The 18,544-nt window shown below is 72.5% G+C and carries 15 protein-coding genes; 3 read left to right on the top strand and 12 right to left on the bottom strand.

Annotated elements, in window-relative coordinates:
• Positions 1-22 precede the first annotated feature (22 nt).
• From IE97_RS0125530 to pdhA, 6 genes are all read right to left on the bottom strand, one after another.
• Positions 23-1,129, bottom strand: a complete 1,107-nt coding sequence (locus IE97_RS0125530; RefSeq protein WP_030245019.1) for a potassium channel family protein — start codon at positions 1,127-1,129, stop codon at positions 23-25.
• Positions 1,126-2,532 (bottom strand): molybdopterin molybdotransferase MoeA, encoded by a 1,407-nt coding sequence (locus tag IE97_RS0125525; protein ID WP_030245016.1) that lies wholly within the window; start codon positions 2,530-2,532, stop codon positions 1,126-1,128. The genes IE97_RS0125530 and IE97_RS0125525 overlap by 4 nt, the downstream gene beginning before the upstream one ends.
• Positions 2,529-3,452 carry an NTP transferase domain-containing protein gene (locus tag IE97_RS0125520; protein WP_030245014.1) on the bottom strand — a complete coding sequence of 308 codons (924 nt, stop codon included), beginning with the start codon at positions 3,450-3,452 and terminating at the stop codon, positions 2,529-2,531. The genes IE97_RS0125525 and IE97_RS0125520 overlap by 4 nt, the downstream gene beginning before the upstream one ends.
• A gap of 86 nt (positions 3,453-3,538) precedes the next feature.
• Positions 3,539-4,909 (bottom strand): dihydrolipoamide acetyltransferase family protein, encoded by a 1,371-nt coding sequence (locus IE97_RS0125515; RefSeq protein ID WP_030245012.1) that lies wholly within the window; start codon positions 4,907-4,909, stop codon positions 3,539-3,541.
• Positions 4,909-5,913, bottom strand: a complete 1,005-nt coding sequence (locus tag IE97_RS0125510; protein ID WP_030245010.1) for an alpha-ketoacid dehydrogenase subunit beta — start codon at positions 5,911-5,913, stop codon at positions 4,909-4,911. The genes IE97_RS0125515 and IE97_RS0125510 overlap by 1 nt, the downstream gene beginning before the upstream one ends.
• Positions 5,910-7,061, bottom strand: coding sequence for a pyruvate dehydrogenase (acetyl-transferring) E1 component subunit alpha (gene pdhA, locus IE97_RS0125505; RefSeq protein ID WP_030245008.1), 1,152 nt, complete (start codon positions 7,059-7,061; stop codon positions 5,910-5,912). The genes IE97_RS0125510 and pdhA overlap by 4 nt, the downstream gene beginning before the upstream one ends.
• A 190-nt stretch (positions 7,062-7,251) precedes the next feature.
• Here pdhA and IE97_RS0125500 point away from each other — a divergent pair, with 190 nt between their 5' ends.
• Complete coding sequence (locus tag IE97_RS0125500; RefSeq protein WP_030245007.1) at positions 7,252-7,749, top strand: Lrp/AsnC family transcriptional regulator; 498 nt, start codon at positions 7,252-7,254, stop codon at positions 7,747-7,749.
• Positions 7,750-7,759: 10 nt separating this feature from the next.
• On the opposite strand, the gene IE97_RS0125495 is transcribed toward IE97_RS0125500, so the two are convergent.
• Both IE97_RS0125495 and IE97_RS0125490 read right to left on the bottom strand, forming a co-directional pair.
• Positions 7,760-8,350 carry a TetR/AcrR family transcriptional regulator gene (locus tag IE97_RS0125495; RefSeq protein WP_030245004.1) on the bottom strand — a complete coding sequence of 197 codons (591 nt, stop codon included), beginning with the start codon at positions 8,348-8,350 and terminating at the stop codon, positions 7,760-7,762.
• Positions 8,347-9,864: a 3-hydroxyacyl-CoA dehydrogenase gene (locus IE97_RS0125490; RefSeq protein ID WP_030245003.1), complete on the bottom strand. Its 1,518-nt coding sequence runs from the start codon at positions 9,862-9,864 to the stop codon at positions 8,347-8,349. Before IE97_RS0125490 ends, IE97_RS0125495 begins: the two co-directional genes overlap by 4 nt.
• A 160-nt stretch (positions 9,865-10,024) precedes the next feature.
• On the opposite strand from IE97_RS0125490, the gene paaN reads away from it, so the two are divergent.
• The gene (paaN, locus tag IE97_RS0125485) at positions 10,025-11,719 is read left to right on the top strand and encodes a phenylacetic acid degradation protein PaaN (protein WP_030245002.1); all 1,695 of its coding nucleotides are present in this window, start codon (positions 10,025-10,027) and stop codon (positions 11,717-11,719) included.
• 637 nt (positions 11,720-12,356) lie between these two features.
• Entirely contained in the window at positions 12,357-13,670 is a 1,314-nt protein-coding gene (locus IE97_RS42215) for an LPXTG cell wall anchor domain-containing protein (RefSeq protein WP_030245001.1), read from the top strand.
• An 86-nt stretch (positions 13,671-13,756) separates the two neighbouring features.
• On the opposite strand, the gene IE97_RS0125475 is transcribed toward IE97_RS42215, so the two are convergent.
• From IE97_RS0125475 to IE97_RS0125460, 4 genes are all read right to left on the bottom strand, one after another.
• Positions 13,757-15,361 carry a sigma-70 family RNA polymerase sigma factor gene (locus tag IE97_RS0125475; RefSeq protein ID WP_051705099.1) on the bottom strand — a complete coding sequence of 535 codons (1,605 nt, stop codon included), beginning with the start codon at positions 15,359-15,361 and terminating at the stop codon, positions 13,757-13,759.
• Between the two features lie 259 nt (positions 15,362-15,620).
• On the bottom strand, positions 15,621-16,373 hold the full coding sequence (locus IE97_RS0125470; RefSeq protein ID WP_030244995.1) for a TrmH family RNA methyltransferase: 753 nt from the start codon (positions 16,371-16,373) through the stop codon (positions 15,621-15,623).
• On the bottom strand, positions 16,370-17,581 hold the full coding sequence (locus tag IE97_RS0125465; RefSeq protein ID WP_030244991.1) for an HTTM domain-containing protein: 1,212 nt from the start codon (positions 17,579-17,581) through the stop codon (positions 16,370-16,372). Before IE97_RS0125465 ends, IE97_RS0125470 begins: the two co-directional genes overlap by 4 nt.
• Complete coding sequence (locus tag IE97_RS0125460) at positions 17,578-18,375, bottom strand: DUF5819 family protein (RefSeq protein WP_030244983.1); 798 nt, start codon at positions 18,373-18,375, stop codon at positions 17,578-17,580. The genes IE97_RS0125465 and IE97_RS0125460 overlap by 4 nt, the downstream gene beginning before the upstream one ends.
• Positions 18,376-18,544 lie beyond the last annotated feature (169 nt).

Genomic DNA, 18,544 nt, shown 5'->3' with positions numbered 1-18,544 from the left:
CGGCCGGCCTCTGTCCTGCCGGTCAGTTGCGGGGCATGGGTGGCATCGGGCGGACGTCGGGCGCGACCTGGGCGCCCGGTGTCCTCCGCACGATGGTGATGAGCCGGTCGGTCAGCTCCAGCCGCCCGACGGCCGGATCGTCATAGCCCAGCACCCGGTGCCCGCGTATGACGCTGATGACCAGGTCGTCGACCTCGCGCGGGGTCTTGCCCACGTCGGCCTTGACCACCGGCCGCTCCACCAGGTCCAGCCCGGTGCCCTGCTGGATGAGGTCCTCCATCACCATGCCGGCCGACGGGCTGAGCACGGAGAGGCCGAGCAGACGGCCGGCGGCGCTGGCGCTCGTGATCACCGCGTCCGCCCCGGACTGCTTGAGCAGCGGCGCGTTCTCCTCCTCCCGCACCGCGGCCACGATCTTCGCGCCACGGTTGAGCTGCCGGGCCGTCAGCGTCACCAGGACCGCCGTGTCGTCGCGCTGGGTCGCGATGATGATCTGGCGCGCCTTGTGCACCTCGGCGCGCTTGAGCACCTCGCTGCGCGTCGCGTCCCCGACGATGCCCGCGTAGCCCTCGGCGGCCGCGGCATCGATCACCTTGGAACTCGGGTCGACCACGACGACCTGTTCCTTCTTCAGGCCCGTCGCGCAGACGGTGCGGATCGCCGACCTGCCCTTCGTGCCGAAACCGATGACGACGGTGTGATCGCGCAACGTGGACCTCCAGCGGGTCAGCCGCCACTCCTCCCGGGTGCGTTCGGTGAGTGCCTCGAGGGTGGTGCCGACCAGGATGATCAGGAACAGCACGCGCAGGGGCGTGATGACGAGGATGTTGGTGAGCCGGGCGGCGTCGCTGGCCGGGGCGATGTCACCGTAGCCGGTGGTGGAGAGGGTGACGGTCGCGTAGTAGAAGGCGTCGAGAAGGTCGACGCCGCCGCCCGCGTTGTCGTTGTAGCCGTCCCGGTCGGCGTAGACGATCAGCGCGGTCAGGACGAGCACCAGCAGTGCGATGGACAGCCGTTTGGCGACCTGGCGGAACGGGTGCTCCACCACTTTGCGCGGGAGTTTCACCCGATGGGTCACGAGGTGCTCGTCGGCCTGGCGGGCGATCGCGTCCTGGCCCGGAAGTTTCACGTGAAACACACCCCGATTCCTGCGGACGCCCAGGGCAGGTCGAGCAGTTCCGCCTCCTGCCCCGGCCGGGCACCGCCCGGTGGTACGACGGCCAGCGCGTCGGCGGCCGCGATGCCGCGCAGCATGGCCGGCCCGTTGTAGTGCAGCGGGATGGCCTCGTCGCCGCGCAGGGCCACGGGGACGAGCCGGGTGTCGTACGGGTGCCCCTGTACGGCGTCCCTGAGCGGCCAGGTGTACGGCTCCGGGGCGGGGCGGGCCGCGAGGGTCCGCAGCAGCGGCTCTGCGAGGGTCAGCAGCGCGGAGACGGCGGCGAGCGGGTTGCCCGGCAGTCCGACGAGGTGCTGGCTCTCCGTGGTGCGCGCCAGCAGCATGGGGTGGCCGGGGCGCACCTGGACGCCGTCCACGAGGAGGTCGGCGCCGATGCGGCGCAGGGTGGGGTGGACGTGGTCGACGGGGCCCGCGGCGGTGCCGCCGGTGGTGACGATGACATCGGCGTCGGACGTGGTGATCGCCCGGTGCAGGACGTCGGCGTCGTCGCGGACGCGTCGTACGGCGGTGACCTCGGCGCCGAGCGCCCGCAGCCAGGGCGGCAGCATCGGGCCGAGCGCGTCCCGGATCAGACCGTCGTGCGGCAGCCCCTCGCCGAGCAGCTCGTCCCCGAGGACCAGCACCTCGGCGCGGGGACGCGGGACGGCGTCGACGGTGTCGTATCCGGCGGCCGCGGCGAGCCCCAGGACGGCCGGGGTGACGAGCGTGCCGACGGGGAGCAGCTGGTCGCCGGTGCGGCATTCCTGGCCGCGCGGGCGGATGTCCTGGCCGGGGGCGATCTCCCTGGTCGCGTACAGGCGGCCGTTGGCGTCGGTGCGGCCGTGCTCGCTGCGCAGCACGGCGGTGGTGTCCGGGGGGATGCGGGCGCCGGTGGCGATCCGGACGGCCTCGCCGTCGGTCAGCGGCGTCTGCGTGGCGTGTCCGGCCAGGACGCCCTCGTCCCGTACGTCCCAGGGCGCGGGGCCGGCGACCGCCCAGCCGTCCATCGCGGAGGTGTCGAAGGAGGGCAGGTCGGTGAGCGCGTCGAGGGGGGCGGCCAGGGTGAGGCCGAGGGCGGCTTCGAGTGGCGCGGACACGGGAGCGCGGCGGGTGGCCCGGGCGGCGCTCCGGGCGGTGCGTGCCGCGATGGACCGGGCCTCCGGCCAGGGGGTGGCGTGGTGGCGGGCCTCCGGCCGCTGGGAGGCGTCCGGCCGGTGGGAGGCGTCGGGCCGGTAGGGGGTGCGGGGGCTGTCCGCCTCGCCTCGTCCGGCGGGGTCGGGCGGCTGGTTGCCGTTGCTGTTCCTCACGAGGGCGAGCACCTCCTCGACGTCGAGGTCCTCGGCGTCCTCACCGGCGCGGGTGCCGTGCGGGGTCATCCGGCGTCCGGGCGGGTGTCGGGGGTGGCGTCGGGGGCGACGTCCCCCTCGCTGCCGGCTGAGGCCTCCGCTGCCCAGCGGGCGGCGAGGGCCGCGGCCTTGCGGGAGGCCTCGTCGACCGCCTCGGGGCCGCCACCGGCCCGCGCGGCGGCATAGCCGACGAGGAAGGTGGTCAGCGGCGCCGCGGGTCTGGCCACACCGTGGGCGGCGTCGCGGGCGAGGTCGAGCAGGCCGCGGGTGTCGACATCGAGGTCGATCCCCAGTTCGTCCTTGACGGCGGAAATCCATTCATCCAACACGTGCCCATGCTCCCTGATACGTGCCCTGGCGGTGGCGATGTCGTCCCAGGTGTCGCAGTCGAAGGACGCGACGGGGTCGGAGATACGGGTGAGGTTCAGCTCGGCGACGAGGCGCCGCAGGGGGAGACCGGAGAGAGAGCCGTGCCGGCCGGCGAGGGCGGCGAGCGCCGTGTGCAGCCGGGACGCGCTGTAGGCGGCGACGAGCGGCTGGTCACGGCCGCCGGGGTCGGTCAGCAGCACTCCGTCGGTGCCGCCGTCCCGCAGGGTGCCCAGCAGCTCGTCGACGGTCCGCTCCTGGAGGAACGGCAGGTCGGCGGAGAGGACCAGGACGTGTTCCGCCGTGGTGTGCCGGAGACCCGCGTCGAGCGCGGCTAGCGGGCCGCCGCCGGGTGGATCCTCGCGGGCCCAGGTCACGGGCCGTGCGGTCGGGCGGGGCGCGGCCACGACGACGGTGGTGCGGGCGCGGGCGCAGGCCGCGAGCACCCGGTCGAGCAGGGCCCGCCCGCCCACGCGCACACCGGGCTTGTCGACACCGCCCAGCCGGCGCGCGGCACCGCCGGCGAGCACGATCGCGTCGTACCCGGCGGTGCCTGCTGCGTCGGGGGGCTCGTAGGCGGTCACCCCTCGAGTATGCGGGCCCCCGCGATCTCATGGAACGCGGGGGAACCGGCCCGCTCACGAGCACCGGCTCGCGGACCGGACGGGGATCACACAGTCCGCAGCAGCACCGCCGGCTGTTCCACGCAGTCCGCCACATAGCGGAGGAAGCCGCCCGCCGTGCCGCCGTCGCACACCCGGTGGTCGAAGGTGAGGGAGAGCTGGACGACCTGCCGCACCGCCAGCTCGCCCTCGTGCACCCAGGGCTTGGGGACGATGCGGCCGACGCCGAGCATCGCCGCCTCGGGGTGGTTGATGATCGGGGTGGATCCGTCGACGCCGAAGACTCCGTAGTTGTTCAGCGTGAAGGTCCCGCCGGTGAGTTCCGCGGGCGTCAGCGTCCCGGTCCGGCCCGCCTCGGTCAGCCGGGCGAACTCCGCGGTCAGCGACTCGGCGTCGCGCGCGTGCGCGTCCCGTACGACCGGGACGACGAGCCCCCGGTCGGTCTGCGCGGCGAAGCCCAGGTGCACCTGGTCGAACCGCACGACCTCCCTGGCCTCCGCGTCCACGGTGGAGTTGAGCTCGGGGAAGCGGGCGAGGGCCGCGGTGCAGATCCGGGCCAGCAGGGCGAGGACGGAGATCTTCGGTCCGCCGGCCGCGTTCATGGCCGTGCGCGCCCGCATGAATTCGGTGGCGTCGGCGTCCACCCAGCAGGTCGCGTCCGGGATCTCGCGGCGACTGCGCGCCAGCTTGTCGGCGACGGCGCCGCGGACGCCCTTGAGGGGGGTGCGGATCTCGCCGGGGGCCGCCGGTGCGGTGGAGGGCTGGGGTTCGGGTGCCGTCGGCGCGGTGGGACGGGCAGCGGCACGCAGGGCGTACTCCACGTCCGCCCGCAGGATCAGCCCGTCCGGGCCGGAGCCGGTCAGCTCCCGCAGGTCCAGGCCGTTCTGCCGGGCCAGTCGGCGCACCAGGGGCGAGATCACGGGGACGGGGCCGTCGTCGGTCTCGGGGCCACCGTCCTGTCCGTTCACGGTCCGGGTGGTGGAGGCACTGGCGTCGGCGGGTGCCGCTGCGGCCACCCGTGCACTGTCCTGGCCTGACGCCGCGGACGTACCGGACACCGGCCGCTCCCGCCGGACCCGGCGTCGCCGCGCGGGTGCCTCGGACGTGCCGTATCCGACCAGAACGTTGCCCGATCCCCCGGCCTCCGGCTCACCGGACCCGGCGGGCGCCCGCTCCCCCACGGCCACTGTGATCAGCGGTGCCCCGACCGGCAGTTCCGTGCCCTCCTCGCCGAAGCGGGCCGTGACCACGCCGCCGTAGGGGCAGGGCACCTCGACCATCGCCTTGGCCGTCTCGACCTCGACGACCGGCTGGTCGATGGCGACGACGTCACCGACCTCGACCAGCCAGCGCACGATCTCCGCCTCGGTGAGTCCCTCACCGAGGTCGGGCAGCTTGAACTCCAGCACCTGTGCCATCAGCTCTCGGCCTCCCACTGCAGACGCCCCACGGCGTCCAGGATCCGGTCCACACCGGGCAGGTGGTGGCGCTCCAGCATCGGCGGCGGATACGGGACGTCGAACCCGGCCACCCGCAGCACCGGCGCCTCCAGGTGGTGGAAGCAGCGCTCCGTGACCCGGGCCGCGATCTCCCCGCCCGGGCCCCCGAAGGAGCCCGACTCGTGGACGACGACCGCGCGTCCCGTCCGCCGCACCGAGGCGCACACCGTCTCGTCGTCGAACGGCACCAGGGAGCGCAGGTCGACGACTTCGAGGTCCCAGCCCTCGGCCCGGGCCGCCTCGGCCGCCTCCATGCAGACGGGTACGGACGGCCCGTACGTGATGAGCGTGGCGCTCCGGCCCGAGCGCCGCACCACCGCGCGGCCGACGGGTTCAACGGGCGTGGGTTCCTCGGGGTTCCAGGAGTCCTTCGACCAGTACAGCCGCTTCGGCTCCAGGAAGACGACCGGGTCGTCGGAGGCGATGGACGCGCGCAGCAGTCCGTAGGCGTCGGCGACGGTCGCGGGCGTGACGACATGGAGCCCCGGAGTCGCCATGTAGTACGCCTCGGAGGAGTCGCTGTGGTGCTCGACTCCGCCGATGCCGCCGCCGTAGGGGACCCGGATGGTGATCGGCAGGGGCATGGCGCCGCGGGTGCGGTTGCGCATCCGGGAGACGTGCGAGATGAGCTGCTCGAACGCCGGGTAGGCGAAGGCGTCGAACTGCATCTCCACGACCGGGCGCAGGCCGTACATGGCCATGCCGACCGCTGTGCCGAGGATGCCCGCCTCGGCGAGCGGGGTGTCCGTGCAGCGGTCCTCGCCGAACTCCTCGGCGAGGCCGTCGGTGACGCGGAAGACACCGCCCAGGGTGCCGACGTCCTCGCCCATGACGTGCACGGCGGGGTCGGCGGCCATCGCGTCGCGCAGCGCGCGGGTGAGGGCCTGCGCCATGGTGGCCGGCTTGACGGCGACGGTGGTCATCGGTGCGTGCCCCCCTCGGGCTCGGCGCCGGCCTCGGCCTCCAGCTCGGCCCGCAGCTGCTCCCGCTGCTCGCGCAGCTGGGGCGTGGGCTCGGCGTAGACGTCGGTGAACAGGTCCATGGGGTCGAGCACCGGGTCCTGGTTCATGTGCTCGCGCAGGGAGGCGGCCATCGCCTCGGCAGCGTCCGCCGCGGCCCGCTTCCCGTCCTCGTCGAGCAGGCCGCGCGCGGTGAGCTCCCGCTCCAGCAGCTGGATCGGGTCGTGCTCGCGCCAGGTCTCGACCTCGGCGTCGCCGCGGTAGCGGGTGGCGTCGTCGGCGTTGGTGTGGGCGTCGACGCGGTAGGTGATCGCCTCGACGAGGGTGGGGCCGCCGCCCGCGCGGGCGTGGCGTACGGCGTCGGAGAGGACCTCGTGCACGGCGGCGGCGTCGTTGCCGTCGACCAGGCGGCCGGGCATGCCGTAGCCGACGGCCTTGTGGGCCAGTGACGGGGCCGCGGTCTGCTTGGCGAGCGGAACGGAGATCGCGAAGCCGTTGTTCTGCACCAGGAAGACGACCGGTGCCTGCCAGACGGCGGCGAAGTTCAGCGCCTCGTGGAAGTCGCCCTCGCTGGTGCCGCCGTCGCCGACCATGGCGAGCGCGACCACGTCGTCGCCCTTGAGGCGGGCGGCGTGCGCGAGGCCCACGGCGTGCGGCAGCTGGGTGGCGAGCGGGGTGCACAGGGGGGCGACCCGGTGCTCATGGGGGTCGTAGCCGGTGTGCCAGTCGCCGCGCAGCAGGGTGAGCGCCTCGACGGGGTCCACGCCGCGGGCGACGACGGCGAGCGTGTCGCGGTAGCTCGGGAAGAGCCAGTCGCGCTCCTGAAGCACCATCGCGGCGGCGACCTCGCAGGCCTCCTGCCCGGTGCTGGAGGGATAGACGGCGAGGCGGCCCTGCTTGGTGAGGGCGGTGGCCTGCGCGTTGTAGCGGCGGCCGCGGACCAGCTGCGCGTACAGCGCCCGCAGCAGCTCCGGGTCGGCCTTCGCCGCGGCCTCGGTGCCGAGGACGCGGTACGGCTCCGCGTCGGGCAGCAGCGGCGCTGGGTCCGTACGGGGCTGCCAGGCGGGCGGCGGGGTCGGCCGGTACGCGCCCCGCTGCTCCATGACCGTCATGACGGCACCTCCTCGTGGAAGCGGCTACGGGAGACGCGTCGGCTGTGACCCGCCTCACCTACCGATTGTTCGGTCGTCGGCACATTTTGGCTACGGGTGGCATCAGGCTGTGGACAAACGGTTCTCCACAGCCTGAGATGGACGCAGTACGTCCATGGCAGGGAGGGTGGCGCAGGTGGCATCTGAACAAATGGCCGAGAGCAGGGCCGGGAGCCAGGACGACAGCGGTGCGCTGCCGCCACCGCGGCCCCTGGACGCCATCGACCAGGACATCCTGCGCATGCTCCAGGCGGACGGCCGCTCCTCGATACGGTCGGTCGCCGAGCGGGTCCACGTCTCGCGCGCCAACGCCTACGCCCGGATCAACCGGCTCGTCGAGGACGGAGTCATCCGTGGCTTCGGCGCCCGCGTCAATCACGAACGGGCAGGTCAGGGCACATCCGCGTACATCACCCTGAAGATCGTGCAGAACTCCTGGCGGACGGTGCGCGAGGAGCTCAGACAGCTGCCCGGGGCCTCTCACATCGCCCTGGTGGGCGGCGACTTCGACGTGCTGCTGCTGGTGCACGTGTCCGACAACCGGGCCCTGCGCGAACTGGTGCTCACCCGGCTCCAGGCCATCCCGCAGGTGCTCAGCACGCGCACGCTGCTGGTCTTCGAGGAGGAGGACCTGGAGCCGCAGAGCTGAGCGGAGCCGCTCAGGCGTCCTTCCGGAGCCCCCCGAACGCCAGTCGCACCACCGCGTCGGCCACCTCGCGCTCGCCCATGCCGCGCCCGTCCGGCCGGTACCACTCGACAATCGAGTTGATCATGCCGAAGACCAGCCGGGTCACCAGCCGGCCGTCGATGTCGCCGCGCACGTCCCCTTCCGCCGCCGCGGCCCTCAGCAGATCGGCCACCCGGTGGTCGAAGTCGCGGCGCCGCTCCAGCGCCCACCGCTCGGTGTCGGTGTTGCCGCGCACCCGCAGCAGCAGCGTCACATAGGGCAGCTCGGCTATGAGCACCTCGACCATGCGCCGCACGACGTACTCCAGGCGCTCGGCGGCACGCCCCACGCGCGCGTGCTCCTCCCCGAGGATCCCGAAGAGACCGTCGAGCGCCCGGCTCACGGCCCGGCGCAGCAGCTCCTCCTTGCCGGATACGTGGTGGTAGATCGACGACTTGGAGATGCCGGCCGCCTTGGAGAGGTGCTCCATGGAGGTGCCGTCGTAGCCACGCTCGTTGAACACCCGGACGGCGACGGACAGCAGGGTGTCCGGGGTGTAGGTGTCGCGCTTGGCGGTGGTCATGAGGCGGTGCCCTCCCGCTTGTCGGAGGCGTGGGCGTGGCGGTACAGCGCGAGGGACGGCGCGTAGCGCCCCGAGGGGTCGCGTACGTGCAAGTCGTCCAGGAGCGCGTAGGCCCAGTAGCGGCCGAGCCGGCGGCTCCACTCGAACGGGCCCAGGGGATAGTTGACACCGAGGCGCATCGCGGTGTCGATGTCCTCCTCGGTGGCCACGCCCTTGGCGACGGCGTCGTGCGCCAGGTCGATGATCCGCGCGACCGTGCGGGCGACGATCATGCCGGGCACGTCCCCGATGACGCTGACCTGCTTGCCGAGCGCCTGGAAGAGGCCGGTGGCCTCGGCGAGGGTCTGCGGGGCGGTGTCCTGGGAGGCGGACAGGGCGATCCGGGTCGCCTTGCGGTAGTCCAGGGCCAGGTCGAAGTAGACGACGTCCCGGAACTCCACGGACGTCTGCCCGTCGGCGAGGACCAGCTGACCGCCGCTCGGCAGCACCAGCCGGCTGCCGTTGTCCTCGTCCTCGTCACGGACCGGGATGCCCGCCTCGCGGATCATCGCGAGCAGTTCGGAGGCCGGTCCCAGGCCGCCCTCGGCGACGACGTACGCGGGCGGCCGCCGGTGCTCGGCGGTGTCCGGCTCGGGGCGTTCGGCGCCCCCTCGGTGGTCGTACCAGCCCTGGCCGGTCTTGCGGCCCAGCCGGCCGGACTCGACCAGGCGGCGCTGGGCGAGGGACGGGGTGAAGCGCACGTCCTGGAAGAAGGACTCCCAGACCGACCGCGTGACGGACTCGTTGACGTCCTGGCCGATCAGGTCGGTCAGCTCGAACGCGCCCATCCGGAAGCCGCCCGACTCGCGCAGCACGGCGTCGATGGTGGCCGGGTCGGCGCCCTGCGCCTCGTACACCGCGAAGGCCTCGGCGTAGAAGGGCCGGGCGATGCGGTTGACGATGAAGCCAGGGGTGTCCGCGCAGGCCACCGGCGTCTTGCCCCAGGCGCGGGCGGTCTCGTACGCACGCGTGGCGTAGGTGACGTCCGTGGCGAACCCGGAGACGACCTCGACCAGCGGCAGCAGCGGCGCCGGGTTGAAGAAGTGCAGTCCGACGAAGCGGCCGGGGGCACGCAGGGCGCCGCCGATGGCGGTGACGGAGAGGGACGAGGTGTTGGTGGCGAGCAGGCAGTCGCGGTCGACGATGTCCTCCAGCTCGCGGAACAGCTCCTGCTTGACGTCCAGCCGCTCCAGGACCGCCTCGACGACCAGGGAGCAGTCGGCGAGCTCGGTGAGGGTCTCGGCGGGCCGCAGCCGGGCGCGGGCGGCGTCCCGCTCGGCGGCGGTGAGCCGCTCCTTCTCGACGAGCCGGTCCAGGCGGGCCGCGATCGCGTCGGCCGCCTGCCGCGCCCGCCCGGGGAGTGCGTCGTACAGCCGTACGGGATGGCCGGCGACCAGCGCGACCTGGGCGATGCCCTGGCCCATGGTGCCGGTGCCGACGACGGCCACGGGGCTGCTGAGGTCGAGTGCTGTCATGTGCGCGATCCTCCCGCACGGGGTTTTCCACAGATGCGGTGGACCCCCTTGAACCGACCGATCGTTCGGTTACTCTAGCTGTGTCCGAGTGTTCCCGCCCAGGTTTCTGCCCAGGTCATGAACTCGACGAGGAGTTCTTGAGACGAGGAGTTGGTCCCCCATGACCGCCGCCGCACTCTCGGCGCACGAGCTGATCGCCCGGCACCGGTCCACCCTCGACCAGGCGCTGGAAGCGATCCGCACGCGCGCGTACTGGTCCCCGCACCCCGAGCACCCCAAGGCCTACGGGGAGAACGGCAGCCTGGACGCGGCGGCGGGCAAGGCCGCCTTCGACGCCCTGCTCGGCACCCGCCTCGACCTCGGCCAGCCGGGCACGGACGACTGGGTGGGCGGCGAGACCTCCCCGTACGGCGTCGACCTGGGCGTCACGTACCCGCACGCGGACCTCGACGTGCTGCTCCCCGCGATGAAGGCCGGCCAGCGCGCCTGGCGGGACGCGGGCGCGGAGCAGCGCGCGGTGGTCTGCCTGGAGATCCTCAAGCGCATCAGCGACCGGACGCACGAGTTCGCGCACGCGGTCATGCACACCTCCGGCCAGGCCTTCATGATGGCGTTCCAGGCGGGCGGGCCGCACGCGCAGGACCGCGGCCTCGAGGCGGTGGCCTACGCCTACGTGGAGCAGGTGCGCACGCCCGACACCGCGGAGTGGACCAAACCCCAGGGCAAGCGCGACCCGCTGGCCATGACCAAGCAGTTCACGCCGGTCCCGCGCGGCATCGCCCTGATGATCGGCTGCAACACCTTCCCGACGTGGAACGGCTACCCGGGCCTGTTCGCCTCCCTCGCCACCGGCAACGCGGTCCTGGTCAAGCCCCACCCGCGCGCGGTGCTGCCGCTCGCCCTCACCGTGCAGGTCGCCCGCGAGGTGCTCGCCGAAGCGGGCTTCGACCCGAACCTGGTCGCGCTGGCCGCCGAGCGCCCCGGCGAGGGCATCGCCAAGACACTCGCCCTGCGCCCCGAGGTCCGGATCATCGACTACACGGGCTCCACCGAGTTCGGCGACTGGCTGGAGGCCAACGCCCGCCAGGCGCAGGTCTACACGGAGAAGGCCGGCGTCAACACGGTCATCGTGCACTCCACGTCCGACTACAAGGGGATGCTCTCCAACCTGGCGTTCTCGCTGTCCCTGTACAGCGGCCAGATGTGCACGACCCCGCAGAACCTGCTCGTCCCGCGCGAGGGCATTTCCACGGACCAGGGGCCCAAGTCCTACGACGAGGTCGTGGCGGATCTCGCCAAGGCGGTGGACGGGCTGCTGGGCGACGACGCCCGGGCCAACGCGCTGCTCGGGGCGATCGTCAACCCGGACGTGAAGGCGCGGCTGGAGGCGGCCGGTGGGCTGGGCGAGGTCGCGCTGGCCTCCCGGGAGATCGCCAACCCGGACTTCCCCGGTGCGGTCGTCCGGACGCCGGTGATCGTGAAGCTGGACGGGGCCAAGCCGGACGCGGAGGCCGCGTACATGAGCGAGTGCTTCGGGCCGGTGTCCTTCGCGGTCGCGGTCGACTCGGCCTCGGACGCGGTGGAGCTGCTGCGCCGGACCGTCCGTGAGAAGGGCGCGATGACCGTCGGGGCGTACACCACCGACCCGGAGGTCGAGCAGGACGTGCGGGAGGCCTGCCTGGAGGAGGCGGCGCAGCTGTCGCTGAATCTGACGGGTGGGGTGTATGTGAACCAGACGGCCGCGTTCTCGGACTTCCACGGGTCGGGCGGTAATCCGGCGGCGAGTGCGGCGCTGTGCGACGGGGCGTTCGTGGCCAACCGGTTCCGGGTTGTGGAGGTGCGGCGGGAGGCGTAGGAGGTGGCGGCCCGTCGGCTCCACCGCGCGGGTCCGCTTCGCGCAGCAGGTGCGTGAAGCGGACCTGTGCGGTGACCAGATGCCACTGCGGGGCGGACTCGGCTCCGGGGACCATGGCATGCTCCCGGGCACGCCTACGCGATTCACGGCGTACTGCTACCGGTGCGGGCAGTGCGGACGGGCCACGTACCGGGATCGCCGCCGACGAGGCGCCATCGCCTGCCACGGCAGCCAGGACCTCACGGCTGCGTCCCGTGCCGGCCTCCATCTCCATGACGGCCTGTTTGACGGTCGCCGAGCTCACCACCACCCGGCCCGGGGGAGCTGGAGAGCTCATCCATCTGTCCGCCCTGCCAGACCGGCATGGGAGGAACCGGCACCCCTGATGAGGCCATCACCTACGCCCCGGCCCGCCGAGACGTGAACGTCCTGTGGGCTCTCATCCGCGACGGGTTCCGCTGTTCGCACCCCCTCATAACGAACGGATAACGCGCCAGGACGGTATAGGGCGGCCGCGCTCCTCAACCGGTGACAGCTCCTTTGGGGCGCTCATGCGATGAGCGTCGTCCGGGAGCACGTGCAAGCTCCGAGTTCGCTCGCACCGCGCGAGCCGCTCAACCACCGGAAGGACCTTTCCATGCGTGTGCCTCGCGGCGCCCTGCTCATGTCCGCCGCCTGCACGTCCGTCGCACTGGCTGCGACGGCACCGTCCCCCGCCGCTGCCGCGGACGGCCCTGCCCCGCGGCGGATCCAGATCGCGCTGATCAACTTCAGCGACAGCTCCTTCGCTGACCCCGCGAAGGCCAGGAGCAACGCGCAGAACAGCTACTTCGGCAAGACTCGGTCCCTGAACTCGTACTACAACGAGGTGACCCGGCAAGCCACCACGTTCAAGCCGGCCGCGGGGGGTGAGGACGGAGTGATCGGCCCGATCAATCTCGACATACCGGCCGCCGGCTGCGACAAGGACTCGATCTATGGGCTGACGAAGAAGGCGCTGGAGGAACAGGGCTTGACCTGGGTGGACGACTTCGATCACCTGTCGCTGGTCTTCCCCGGCGAGAAGGCGGGCTGCAGCTTCGGGGGACTCGGCTCTCTTGGCGGCGGCGTGACCTGGCTTCCGTCCGGCGACGGCACAGTCGACCAGACGGTGATATCCCACGAGTTGGGCCACAACCTCGGCTACGGCCACCAGATGCGGATCCGCTGCGAGGACTCGGACCTGGCGAGCTGCCGGGACACGCCGGATCACAGCTTCAAGACCCCCATGGGGGGAGGGGGCGTGGCGGTGGGCCTGACCGCGCCCGAGCTGATTCACGCAAAGTGGCTGTCGGACAAGGAAGCCGTGACGGTCGCCAAATCCGGGACGTACACGATGCGTTCTCTGCATGGACCGGGTGACGGCGTGCGCGCGCTGATCGTTCCGGCCGGGCAGGACAGCCTGGTCGTGGAGGTGCGCGGTGGGTCCGGCACACTCGACGATCGCCTCGCGGGCGTGCACGCCTACCGCGTGAAGAACGGCGACTTCGGCAGGGGCGCCACCCTGATCGACACCACGCCTGGTGACGATGACACTCTCAAGGCCGGCACGGCCTTCACCGACAAGGCACACAAGGTTGAGATCAAGGTGGAGAAGTCCGGTGACGGTGCGGCGACGGTGGCAGTCAGCCTGAACGGGGTACCGAGCCCCGCGAAGGCCGATGGCGAGTCCGGCGACGGCGCGGCGCCGCAGACCGGCAGCAGTGAGCGGGTCGCTTCCGGGGACGAGGACGGTGCGGAAGGCACGGGCGGTGCCGGCGGCCGCGATGGCGCCAATCTCGCCGAGACCGGCGCCGACACCACCGACTACCTGCCCATGGCGGCGGGCGGCGCGGCGCTGCTCGCGGCCGGCGGTGCGTTCCTGCTGAAGTTCCGCCGCAAGCGGGCGGCCATGGCTCGCCACGCACGCTGACTCCGCCTTCCTGAACCGGTTCTGGGCACCTCTCGCGGGAGGGAGGTGCCCGGAAACGCCGGACGCCCCACGAGGAGTGGCCCTCGTCAGCCGCTGAAGACGTCTCCTGTGTAACGGAACCGGAGGGAGTCGGTGTCGTAGTAGTTCGCCGTCGTGCCGATGGCAGGCGAGTGAGGCCCGTCGGCCTTGTTCCACTCGTCGATGCCCAGGAAGTACGTGGTGTTCCCCTTCTGAGCGAAGTTGACGGTGCCGGAGTCCCGGAAGAAGTAGGTCCACCGGGCCGTGGCCGCGGTGGAGTTGCAGGCGCGCTCCTGGCGGACCGGGGCGCCGTCCGTCGACGCGCCACTGTGGGTGAGACACATGCCGGTTGCGTAGTTCCGGATGCGGGCCTCCTGTGCGGCACGGTCGACGAGCAACTCCCACTGCTGCGTACGGCTGCCGTCGCACTTGGCCTCGTACGGCTCGGCGCCCTCGGCCGTGGAGATGTCCATGCAGCGGCCGGTGGACACGATCGGCAGCGGGGCGCGGTCGTCAGCAGCCGGCCGCCAAGCGGGAGGAGTCGGCTGCCTGGCGGGAGGAGCCGGCTTCTTGGAGGCGCGTGCGGACGGTGCACGGGAGGAGGGCTTCGGGTCGTGGCGTTCGCTCCGGGTGGGGGCGGGGGCGGGGGACGAGGAAAGCGCGGGTCGCGTGGCCGCCGGGGCGGACCGGGGTGACGGCGGGTCGGTGCCGTCGGGCAGAGCCGCGTAGCCGCCGATCGACAAGGCGAGGAGGGCGGCGCCGATGCCGGCGACCTTGACGGTCGAGGTGGCCCCTGTGGTGGCCGCGGACCCCGTGCCGCCGGAGCCCGCGGAGCCGGCGACCGCGGCCGCTCCCACGGCCTTCGTGCCGTATGAGGCACCTACCCACAGCAGAACGCCCGCCGGGAGCACGGCCTTGAGCGAGCTGTTCAGCTCCCACAGTTGGTGGTTCGCACGGCGACACCGGCGGCATCCCGAGAGATGGCGCGTGAGACCAGAGTGCGCGCCGTGCCGCCCGCCGCGGCGGACCGAGGCGGCCAACAGGCCCGTGAAGTGCCGGCAGTCGTCGGACATCGTCGGGTCCGCCGCGTACTCGGTCAGGTACGCCTCACGCAGCCCCTCACGCGCCCGGGCGGTGAGGGACGCGACGCCGCTCGGACTGATGCCGAGCAGTGGCGCGATCCGCTTCGCTGGTTCCTCCTCCACAGCCGAGTGCCACAGCGCGGTCTGCCAGCGCTCGGGAAGACTGCGGAACGCGCGCTGGATCAGGTCGGCGTCCTCCCGTAGCAGCGTCTGTTCCTCACCGCTCGGCGCCTCGGAGAGCCAGGTCCCGAAATCGGGGGACAGCTCGATCCGGTCGGCGGTGGCGGCCCACGACGCGGCCGTGCGGCGGACCGTGGTCAGCAGATACGGCCGCCAGGCCCCCTCGGGACCGGCACCTCCGCGCACGGCGCGCAGCGCGCGGGTGAACGCCTCCGAGGCCAGGTCCTCCGCCGTGTACGCGTCTCGTGTGCAGGTGCGGGCGTAGGCGATGACCGCAGTGCGGTGCCGCCGGTAGAGCTCGTCGAGCGCCTCGTCGGCGGCATTCGGGGGGCCGCTGCGTATGAAGGCGGTCAGGTCGGCGTCGCTGAGGACGGCTCCCGGAGCGGCGGCTCCGGAGGTGCGGTCGCGCATGACAATCATCCTGGGGGTGGCAGACGGGAACGCTTGTCGAAGGCGAACGAGCGGTCAGCGGGCACGCCGTCCCGGGCCGTTATGAAGTCGTAATCCGACGGGGCCGACAGCGTCGGCGGGGCGTGGGGCGGTGGTGGCCGCCCTTCGCCCATGCGGGAGTCGCGCACCCACCCTGGGCCGAAAACCTCAGCAGTTGGACGCTTTGGGGGCTCTGGCATACCTTCTGAGCCCGGCTGTGCCGGTAGGGGCGGCAACCCTCTCACACGCCTCGGTGGGGCGCTCCGTAACTCCAGTGGTAGAGAGTCATCGCCACGCTCGTCGCCAGGTTGTAACTGCTGACCTGCGGACGCATCGGCAGGGACAGCAATTGGTCCGCACGCGCGCGCAGGTCCGTCGACAGGCCCGTGCGTTCCGAGCCGAACGCGAGGACGGCGTCGTCCGGGAGCTTGACGCCCCGGAGGTCGTCGCCCTCCGGGTCCAGGGCGAACAGGGGGCCGGAGGGCAGTTCCTCCACCGTGAGGCGTTCCACGGCGGTCGCGAAGTGCAGGCCCGCCCCGCCGCGTACGACCGTCGGATGCCAGGGGTCGACCGTGCCCGTCGTCACCACGCCGGTCGCTCCGAAACCCGCCGCCAGGCGGATCACCGCCCCCGCGTTGCCGAGGTTGCGGGGGTTGTCGAGGACCACGACCGGGGCGGTGCGGGGGGCGTGGGCCAGCTTTTCGAGGTTGGACTCGCGGGACGGTCGTACCGCCAGGGCGGCCACGGCGGTGGGGTGCGGGCGCGGCACGAACGACGTGTACGTCTCGTGCGGCACCTCCGTCAGCAGCACGGCCAGCGCGTCCCGTACGTCGGGGGCCAGTTCGTCCGCGAGGGCGAGCGTGGCCGCCCGGTCGGCGGTGACCGCGACCGGTACCTCGGCGCCGAACCGCACGGCGTGCTTGAGGGCGTGGAAGCCGTCGAGCAGGACGGTGCCGCCGGCGAGCCGGTGCCAGACGGTGACGGGATCGGTCATGTGCCGAAGCCTACGTGTGTGGCCTCGGCGTTCTCGTCGGCGTGCTGCTCGGTGACCGGCGGCCGCCCGTCGCGCCGGAGCAGTCGGTCCCGCGCGCGTGCCGCCCGGCCGCCCAGGCGGCGCAGGAAGGCCGTCGGCAGGAACACCGTGTCCGCGGCGATCATCGCCAGCGAGAAGAACGGCAGGCCGAGGACGACGGCGATCACTGCGTGCTCGGTGATCATGGCCGCCAGCAGGACGTTCTTCACCCGCCGGTTGAACAGCGTGAACGGAAAGGCGACCTGCACGAGGACCGTGCCGTAGGTCACGAGCATCACGAGGGTGCCGCTGGCGGACAGCAGGTCGGCGAGCGCGGGCCAGGGCGAGAAGTACTCCAGGTGGAGCGGGTAGTAGACCGCGGTGCCGTCCTGCCAGCGGGAACCCTGGACCTTGTACCAGCCGGCCGTGGCGTAGATCAGGCACGCCTCGGCCATGATCACGAGCAGGGCGCCGTTGTGCACGATGTTGGCGACGACGTCGAGCAGGATCCGCGGCTCACCGGGCTTCGCCCGGCGCCCGGCCAGCCACCACAGGGCCTGCGCCACCCACACCGTCCACAACAGCGCGGGTATCAGCTTCTCGCCCTCCATGCGTCCGGCCAGGGTCACCGCGACCAGCACCAACCCGAACACGCACCACAGGGCGGGGCCGGTCCGGTCCGTGACGCGCTCGCCCCGTGCCTGTGCCACCCGGGCGCGCGAGGCCCGCCGGGCGTCCAGCGACCACACCTGGGCGCAGCGTGTGAACACCAGGTAGACCGACATCAGGTGCAGCACGTTGTCGCCGCCGTCGCCCATGAAGACGCTGCGGTTCTGCAGCGACAGCACGCCGACCATGAACAGCACCGACATGGTGCGAGTGCGCCAGCCCAGCATCAGCAGGGCGGCGGCGAGGATCGCGACCGCGTAGACGAGCTCGAACCAGATCAGGCCGTCCGACCACATCAGGGCGGTGAAGGCACCGTTGGTCCCGATCAGCTGCTCGGCGAGATTCGAGCTCCAGGGGCCGTCGGGGCCGTAGAGCTCGTGTCGGTGCGGTAGCTCGCGCAGCAGGAACAGCAGCCAGGTGGCGCTGAAGCCGATGCGGATCACGGCGGTCTGGTACGGACCGAGGGCGGCCTCGGTGACGCGGGCGATGCCCCGCGAGAGGGCCAGCGAGAAGCGGTTCACCGCACGCCCCCCTCGGCCTCGGCCCGCGGCACCGGCCACCACGGCAGCTCGCGGTAGGACGGCGTCGTCGAGACCTTCTCCCGGCTCCAGTCGGGCGGGGGCACGTTGCTGGTGCGGGAGCGGACCTGGACCCGCTCGATCGCACCACCGCCCCCGGTCGCGGCCCGCACGGCGTCGTCGCGGCCGAGGCGCAGCACCACGATCCGGCGCAGGTACGACTCGGAGAGCGAGCCGCGCAGGCCCACCGGCCGGTTCTCGCTGTCGTGCGTGGCGACGAGGAAGTCCCAGGCACGGCGCAGCTCGTTCTGCTGGGTGTGGCTGGGCAGCAGGTTGCCGTCGATGGCCCGGCCGTCCTCGGCGGACAGGTCGTACCAGCCGGTGGTCGCCGTCCCGCCTTCCCCGTCCCGGACCTCGGCGCGCGCCTGTATCGAGATGTCCTGCTGGAGCGGGTTCGGGGCGAAGAGCTTCCAGTTCTGCTCGAACTCGGGATATATCCAGTCGTCCACGGCCTGGCCGTGTTCCCTCGTGACCGTGTTCGCCGGTGCGACGTGCAGGAACGTCATGCCGAGGTGCACACAGACCCCGACCGCGACGACCGCGAGCGCCAGCGCGACGCCGATCTGGTAGCCGAGGGAGAGCGCGGCTATGCCGGTGCGGGGCTCGATGTGCGGGTCCGGTAGGGATGGGGCCGGTGCGGAGGGGTCCGGTGCATGCGGATCCGGCACGGACGGGTCCGGTGCATGCGGGTTCAGAACGCGCGGATGGCCCCGTTCGCCTTCGTCGTACGCGTCCATTCCGCCCCGTTCCACGATCCCGGTCCGTCGTTCCGTCCGCCCGGCCGCGAGGGCGTCGTCGTCCGCCCTCGCACCGCCGCGCGGCGTCGGCACGGGCACGGTACTCAGGCCGTCCACCCCGGCACAGCCCCTGGCCACCGGTCCCGGCCGTGGCCATCGCCACACCCGG

Origin of the sequence: Streptomyces sp. NRRL S-455, from assembly GCF_000717875.1 — a bacterium.
Taxonomy (GTDB): Bacteria; Actinomycetota; Actinomycetes; order Streptomycetales; family Streptomycetaceae; genus Streptomyces.
This window is presented reverse-complemented; position numbering and strand designations above follow the sequence as displayed.

Excerpts from the sequence above, each read along its gene's own strand:
- IE97_RS0125500 (WP_030245007.1), top strand. The coding sequence starts at position 7,252 with ATGGCCGAGAGCAGGGCCGGGAGCCAGGACGACAGCGGTGCGCTGCCG.
- IE97_RS0125525 (WP_030245016.1), bottom strand. The coding sequence starts at position 2,532 with ATGACCCCGCACGGCACCCGCGCCGGTGAGGACGCCGAGGACCTCGAC.
- IE97_RS0125470 (WP_030244995.1), bottom strand. The coding sequence starts at position 16,373 with ATGACCGATCCCGTCACCGTCTGGCACCGGCTCGCCGGCGGCACCGTC.
- IE97_RS0125460 (WP_030244983.1), bottom strand. The coding sequence starts at position 18,375 with ATGGACGCGTACGACGAAGGCGAACGGGGCCATCCGCGCGTTCTGAAC.
- pdhA (WP_030245008.1), bottom strand. The coding sequence starts at position 7,061 with ATGACGGTCATGGAGCAGCGGGGCGCGTACCGGCCGACCCCGCCGCCC.
- IE97_RS0125495 (WP_030245004.1), bottom strand. The coding sequence starts at position 8,350 with ATGACCACCGCCAAGCGCGACACCTACACCCCGGACACCCTGCTGTCC.
- IE97_RS42215 (WP_030245001.1), top strand. The coding sequence starts at position 12,357 with ATGCGTGTGCCTCGCGGCGCCCTGCTCATGTCCGCCGCCTGCACGTCC.
- paaN (WP_030245002.1), top strand. The coding sequence starts at position 10,025 with ATGACCGCCGCCGCACTCTCGGCGCACGAGCTGATCGCCCGGCACCGG.
- IE97_RS0125475 (WP_051705099.1), bottom strand. The coding sequence starts at position 15,361 with ATGCGCGACCGCACCTCCGGAGCCGCCGCTCCGGGAGCCGTCCTCAGC.
- IE97_RS0125490 (WP_030245003.1), bottom strand. The coding sequence starts at position 9,864 with ATGACAGCACTCGACCTCAGCAGCCCCGTGGCCGTCGTCGGCACCGGC.
- IE97_RS0125515 (WP_030245012.1), bottom strand. The coding sequence starts at position 4,909 with ATGGCACAGGTGCTGGAGTTCAAGCTGCCCGACCTCGGTGAGGGACTC.
- IE97_RS0125510 (WP_030245010.1), bottom strand. The coding sequence starts at position 5,913 with ATGACCACCGTCGCCGTCAAGCCGGCCACCATGGCGCAGGCCCTCACC.